General features: G+C 61.1%; 6 protein-coding genes and 1 pseudogene. All 7 read left to right on the forward strand.

Annotated features, from left to right (window positions below):
- Positions 1–270, forward strand: a pseudogene (locus tag Q0072_RS16560) (Rrf2 family transcriptional regulator); the annotation flags it as partial.
- On the forward strand, positions 270–1,394 hold the full coding sequence (locus Q0072_RS16565; protein WP_298332440.1) for a cysteine desulfurase family protein: 1,125 nt from the start codon (positions 270–272) through the stop codon (positions 1,392–1,394). The pseudogene Q0072_RS16560 and the gene Q0072_RS16565, both read left to right, overlap by 1 nt.
- The gene (gene sufB / locus Q0072_RS16570; protein ID WP_298332443.1) at positions 1,394–2,860 is read left to right on the forward strand and encodes a Fe-S cluster assembly protein SufB; all 1,467 of its coding nucleotides are present in this window, start codon (positions 1,394–1,396) and stop codon (positions 2,858–2,860) included. The genes Q0072_RS16565 and sufB overlap by 1 nt, the downstream gene beginning before the upstream one ends.
- Entirely contained in the window at positions 2,857–3,114 is a 258-nt protein-coding gene (locus Q0072_RS16575; RefSeq protein ID WP_298332446.1) for a hypothetical protein, read from the forward strand. The genes sufB and Q0072_RS16575 overlap by 4 nt, the downstream gene beginning before the upstream one ends.
- The gene (gene sufC, locus Q0072_RS16580) at positions 3,114–3,863 is read left to right on the forward strand and encodes a Fe-S cluster assembly ATPase SufC (RefSeq protein ID WP_298332449.1); all 750 of its coding nucleotides are present in this window, start codon (positions 3,114–3,116) and stop codon (positions 3,861–3,863) included. The genes Q0072_RS16575 and sufC overlap by 1 nt, the downstream gene beginning before the upstream one ends.
- Positions 3,863–4,921, forward strand: a complete 1,059-nt coding sequence (locus Q0072_RS16585) for a SufD family Fe-S cluster assembly protein (RefSeq protein ID WP_298332453.1) — start codon at positions 3,863–3,865, stop codon at positions 4,919–4,921. The genes sufC and Q0072_RS16585 overlap by 1 nt, the downstream gene beginning before the upstream one ends.
- The coding region (locus tag Q0072_RS16590) for a cysteine desulfurase (protein WP_298332456.1) at positions 4,911–6,058 on the forward strand (1,148 nt) is incomplete at its 3' end. The genes Q0072_RS16585 and Q0072_RS16590, both read left to right, overlap by 11 nt.

Below are 6,058 nucleotides of genomic sequence, written 5' to 3' on the forward strand. Positions count from 1 at the left end.
GATGAGCCGATCAAGGCGACGCGTTGCGCTTTGACCTCCAACAAACTGGGGGCCAATAAACGTCTGTCCAAGGAGAATGCGGCGCGCGAAATCGGCTGTATGCCGGGCGGGCAGCGCTGTCTGACGCACAATCTGTGGGAAGATCTGGGCTTTGCCATCCACGACTATCTTTCGACCGTATCCCTGAATGACGTCGTGCATAAGCGCACGCGTAAGCGGGTGACGATCGAAAACCGTTTCCCGGTCGATGCCCGGAAGGAACTGGCCTGATGGCAGACGCCCCCCTCTATCTGGACCATGCCGCTACCTCGCCGATCCGGCCGCAGGTGCGCGAGGCCATGCTCCGGGCGTGGGAGATCGGGGCCAATGCGTCTTCTGTGCACGCTCTGGGGCGTAAGGCCAAGCTGTTGCTGGAAGAGGCGCGCAACGACGTGCTTGGCTTCGTCAACGGCGTCGGTCCGGCGCGTCTGGTCTTCACGTCCGGGGGTACGGAGGCCAATCAACTGGCGCTTAGCCAGTCACGCGGCTTTGACCGCCTGATCGTCAGTGCCGGGGAGCACGACAGCGTCTATAAGGCCGCCGAAAGCTACGGTTTACCAGTGACTTATGCGCCGTTGTTGAGATCGGGCGTCGTCGATAGAGAGGCGCTGGATCAACGGTTGAACGCCGGCGGAAAGCCCTTCGTGGCCGTCATGTGGGTTAATAACGAAACCGGCGTCATCAACCCTATCCGTGACATTGCCGATCAGGTGCACGCCGCCGGTGGCTGGCTGCACGTCGATGCGGTGCAGGCGGCGGGCAAGATCGAGATCGACTTCGAGGCGCTTAGGCCCGACAGCCTGTCTCTGGCGGCGCACAAGATCGGCGGGCCGCAAGGCGTGGGCGCGCTGATCTACAGCGCTGACCGCGACATTCGCGCTGCCACTCCCGGTGGCGGTCAGGAATTTGGCCACCGCGCCGGTACGGAAAACATCGCCGGGATCGCCGGTTTTGCCGAAGCCACCCGCCACGCGCGGCCGATGATTGACGCCGCTCAGCCCGAGGCCGAGGCGGCTTTGAAGGCGCTCGGTGCGACCATTGTCGGCGAAGCGGCTCCGCGCGCGCCGGGGATTACCTGTTTCACCGTCCCCGACTGGACGGCGCAACTTCAGCTTATCCACATGGATATGGCGGGGGTTTGCGTCTCTTCGGGGTCGGCCTGTTCGTCGGGTAAGGTCAAGTCGAGCCGTGTGCTGGAGGCTATGGGCCTTTCTGATGTGGCGGACAAGGCCTTGCGCGTCTCGTCCGGATGGACGACAAGCGCCGCCGACTGGCAACAATTTATAGACGTCTGGTCAACGGGCTATGCGAAGCATCAGGCCCGAAAAGCCAGCAGAGTAAAGGAAAGCGCCTGATGGCTGCGGTCAAGGAAACCATTGAAACGGTTCAAAAACTCGAGACCTATGCGCACGGTTTCGTCACCGATATCGAGACGGAATACGCGCCCAAGGGGCTCAACGCCGACATCGTGCGCTTCATTTCGGCCAAGAAGAACGAGCCGCAATGGATGCTCGATTACCGTCTGGCGGCCTTTGAGCGCTGGCAGTCGATGGACGAACCCGACTGGGCCAAGGTCCACTATCAGAAGGTCGATTATCAGGACCTCTATTACTACGCCGCGCCCAAACCGAAGCCCAAGTTGAACAGCCTCGATGAGGTCGATCCGGAACTGCTGGCTGTCTATGCCAAGCTGGGCATCCCGCTGAAGGAGCAGGAGGTGCTGGCGGGGGTGGCCAGCGCGCCGAAATACGCCGTCGATGCCGTGTTCGACTCGGTGTCGGTCGTCACCACCTTCAAAGAGGAACTGAAGAAATCGGGCGTCATTTTCTGCTCTATTTCCGAGGCCTTACGCGAACATCCTCAACTGGTGAAAGAATATCTCGGCTCGGTCGTGCCGGTGTCGGATAACTATTTTGCCGCGCTGAACGCCGCCGTGTTTTCCGATGGATCGTTCGTCTATGTGCCGCCGGGCGTGCGCTGCCCGATGGAGCTTTCGACCTATTTCCGCATCAATGCCGAAAATACGGGTCAGTTTGAACGCACCCTGATCATCGCCGACAAGGGGGCTTACGTCTCCTATCTGGAAGGCTGCACGGCCCCCATGCGCGATGAAAACCAGCTTCATGCCGCCGTGGTCGAGCTGGTCGCCATGGAAGACGCCTCGATCAAGTATTCCACCGTGCAAAACTGGTATCCCGGTGATGCCGAGGGCAAGGGCGGTATCTATAATTTCGTGACCAAGCGCGCCGACTGCCGCGGCGCGCGCTCGAAAGTGTCGTGGACGCAGGTGGAAACCGGTTCGGCGGTGACGTGGAAATACCCGTCGTGCATCCTGCGCGGTGACGACAGCGTGGGCGAATTCTACTCCATCGCCGTCACCAACGGCATGCAGCAGGCCGATACCGGCACCAAGATGATCCATCTGGGCAAGAATACCCGCTCGCGCATCATCTCTAAGGGCGTGTCGGCGGGCAAGTCGTCCAACACCTATCGCGGGCTGGTCTCGGCCCACGCCAAGGCCGGCGGGGCGCGTAACTTCACCCAGTGCGACAGCCTGCTGATCGGCAAGACCTGTGCCGCCCACACCGTGCCCTATGTCGAGTCCGATACCGCTTCGGCGCAGTTCGAGCACGAGGCGACGACGACGCGCCTGAGCGAAGACCAGTTGTTCTACGCCATGCAGCGCGGCCTGTCGCAGGAAGAGGCGGTAGCCCTGCTGGTCAACGGCTTCGTGCGCGAAGTCTTGCAGGAACTGCCGATGGAGTTCGCCGTCGAGGCGCAGAAGCTGCTGGCCATCAGCCTTGAGGGGAGCGTGGGATGACCTATCCCAACACTGAAATTGATAAGATCAGTGTCGAGCTTCATCGTCTCGCCCAAGCCTATGCTGAAAAGGCTGAGGGGCTGGCAAGCGACCCATACTTCCGTGATGCGATCATGAAAGTTGGCGTCTCGAACTTTGTCTGGGCTCTGTACCATGCTTTCGATGAGCGTGGTCGTCAGGTCCTTTTGGAAGAACTTACAGAACAAACCGCTGCGATCCGTCGCGCCGTAGAACCGACTGAACTGGCCAACTAATGCTTAATATCCAAAACCTCACCGTCAGCGTTGACGATAAGACCATCCTCAAGGGCCTGAACCTGAATGTTCCGGCGGGGGAAGTGCACGCCATTATGGGCCCCAATGGGGCCGGGAAATCGACGCTGGGCTACACGCTGGCCGGGCGGCCGAATTACGAGGTGACGCAAGGAGTGGTCGATTTTAACGGCGAAGACCTGCTGGACAAAGAGGTGCATGAGCGCGCCGCGGCCGGTCTTTATCTGTCGTTCCAGTATCCGCTGGAAATCCCCGGCGTGCCGGCCATGACCTTCATCCGCACGGCACTCAATGCCCAGCGTAAAGTTCGCGGCGAAGAGGAGATGTCAGCGCCTGAGTTCCTCAAGACCATCCGCGAGGTCGCCAAAACGTTGAAAATCGACATGGACATGCTGAAACGTCCGCTCAATGTCGGTTTCTCCGGTGGCGAAAAGAAGCGCATGGAAGTGCTGCAAATGGCGCTGCTGCAACCGAAGTTCCTGATCCTCGATGAAACGGATTCGGGGCTTGATATCGACGCGCTGAAAGTAGTGTCGGACGGCGTCAATGCCCTGCGTGCCCCCGATCGCGGCATGCTGGTCATCACCCACTATCAGCGCCTGCTCGATCATATCAAACCCGACCGCATCCACATCCTTGTCGATGGCAGGATCGTCCATTCGGGCGGGCCGGAGCTGGCGCTCGAGCTGGAAGCGCACGGCTATGACCGTTATGTCAATGAGGCGGCGTAATGGCGTTTGACCTGACCCCGCTCGACCTGTTCGACCCGTCGTCTTATCCGACGCGGCGTCATGAGGAATGGAAATATTCCGACCTGTCTCGCGCCTTGCGGGACGCGCCAGCGCGCGCTGACCTGACGCATATGCAGGCCGAAGCCGGGGATTTCGGGGGGTTCTACTGGCACTGTGCGGGTGACGGGCAACTCGCTGACCTGCAAGCCGCCGTTTCCAGAGCGGTTCAGAGTTCTGATGGCCGCCTCTACCTCGATATGAGCGATATCGGCGGCGAGGGAACCATCGCCGGTTATCAGGGCGAGGGTCGCATCACATTGGCGGCGGGCGAACACCTTATTCTGCTCGAAGACTATAGTGGGGCGCTGGACTATGCCGCCAGCACGGTCCTGCATTTCGATCTGGCCGAAGGGGCGACGCTGATCCGTGTGGTCATCCTTGATGAGCCGGAAAGCGCCGTATCAGTGCGTCGTTCGACCGTGACCACCGCGCCGGGTAGCGTCTTCAAGCAGTATGTCTTTGCCACAGGGGCGAAGTTCCAGCGCTTTGAAACCCATGTCGAGCACGCCGGTCACGGCGCGCAGGTCGAGATGCACGGGGCCTATCTGCTGAAAGACACGGCGCACTTTGACTATACGACGCGCGTCAACCACGCCGAGGTCGATGGTGCAACGCAACAGTTGATAAAGGGCCTCGTCAAGGACCGCGCCACGGCGGTCTTTCAGGGCCGCATCTATGTCGAAAAGGGTGCCGACGGCACCGATGCGCGGATGCGCCATCAGGCTCTGATGCTCAATGACGGGGCGCATGTGCGCGCCAAGCCGGAGCTGGAAATCTACGCTGACGACGTGCAGTGCGCGCACGGCAACACCATCGGCGCGCTGGACGAGTCGGCGCTGTTTTTCTGCCAGTCGCGCGGTATGCCCGAAGAGGTGGCGCGCGCCCTCTTGATGCAGGCCTTTGTGGTGCCGGTCGCCGAGCAGATCGAGGACGAGGCCCTGCGAGAGATGGTGCTGAACTGGATTGCCGACAAGACGGAGGGATTCTATGCCCTTTGATGTCGAAGCGGTGCGCCGCGACTTCCCCATCCTCAGCCGTCAGATCAACGGTAAGCCGCTGATCTATCTCGATTCCGGGGCCTCGGCGCAGAAGCCGACCGCCGTGATCGACGCCATGAGCCACCATATGGCGCAGTCCTATGCCAATGTGCATCGCGGCCTGCACCGGCTGGCCAATGAGGTCACCGATGCCTTTGAGGCCGGCCGCGAGGCGGTGGCGAAGTTCATCAACGCCGCCCGCCCGGAAGAGGTGATCTTCACCAAGTCGGCGACGGAGTCGATGAACCTCGTCGCCCAGACCTGGGGGCAGGCCAATATCAAAGCGGGCGATGAAATCCTCATCACCGAGCTGGAGCATCACGCCAATATCGTGCCGTGGCACATGCTGGCGCAGCGCACGGGCGCGGCGCTGAAATGGGTGCCGATCCTTGAGGACGGCAGCCTCAATATGGCGGCGTTTGATCAGTTGTTGACCGATCGCGTGAAGCTGGTGGCCGTGGCGCACATGTCGAACGTTCTGGGCACTATCAATCCGGTGGAGGAGATCGTCCAGAAGGCCCACGCGGTCGGTGCCAAGGTGCTGATCGACGGCTGTCAGGGTGTGGTCCATCTGCCCGTCGATGTGCAGGCCTTGGGCTGCGACTTCTATGCGTTTTCGGCGCACAAGCTTTACGGCCCGACGGGTCTGGGGGTGCTGTGGGGCCGGTATGACCTTCTGGAGGCTATGCCGCCTTGGCAGGGCGGCGGCGAAATGATCGCCCGCGTCTCCAAGGAGGCGATTACCTATGCCGAGCCGCCGCACCGTTTTGAGGCCGGGACGCCGGCTATTCTTGAGGTCATCGGGCTGAAAGCCGCCATTGACTGGCTGTCGCAGATCGACCGTGAAGCCGCGGCGGCGCACGAAATGGCCCTCTATGAACGTGCGCATGCGGGGCTGAAAAAGATCAACGCCCTGCACATCTATGGCGAAGCGGCGGAAAAAGGGTCGATTCTGACCTTTTCTTTGGGCTCGGCCCATGCGCACGACGTTGCGCAGATCCTTGACCGCTACAATATAGCGGTGAGGGCGGGGACGCACTGCGCCGAACCGTTGATGACGCGGCTGGGGGTGACCTCGACCGTGCGTGCCTCTATCGC

The organism is Asticcacaulis sp. (genome assembly GCF_027484505.1).
In the GTDB taxonomy this organism is placed as follows: domain Bacteria; phylum Pseudomonadota; class Alphaproteobacteria; order Caulobacterales; family Caulobacteraceae; genus Asticcacaulis.

Bases quoted from the DNA above. Each gene is read 5' to 3' on its own strand.
- Q0072_RS16565 (WP_298332440.1), top strand. From the start codon at position 270: ATGGCAGACGCCCCCCTCTATCTGGACCATGCCGCTACCTCGCCGATC.
- sufB (WP_298332443.1), top strand. From the start codon at position 1,394: ATGGCTGCGGTCAAGGAAACCATTGAAACGGTTCAAAAACTCGAGACC.
- Q0072_RS16575 (WP_298332446.1), top strand. From the start codon at position 2,857: ATGACCTATCCCAACACTGAAATTGATAAGATCAGTGTCGAGCTTCAT.
- sufC (WP_298332449.1), top strand. From the start codon at position 3,114: ATGCTTAATATCCAAAACCTCACCGTCAGCGTTGACGATAAGACCATC.
- Q0072_RS16585 (WP_298332453.1), top strand. From the start codon at position 3,863: ATGGCGTTTGACCTGACCCCGCTCGACCTGTTCGACCCGTCGTCTTAT.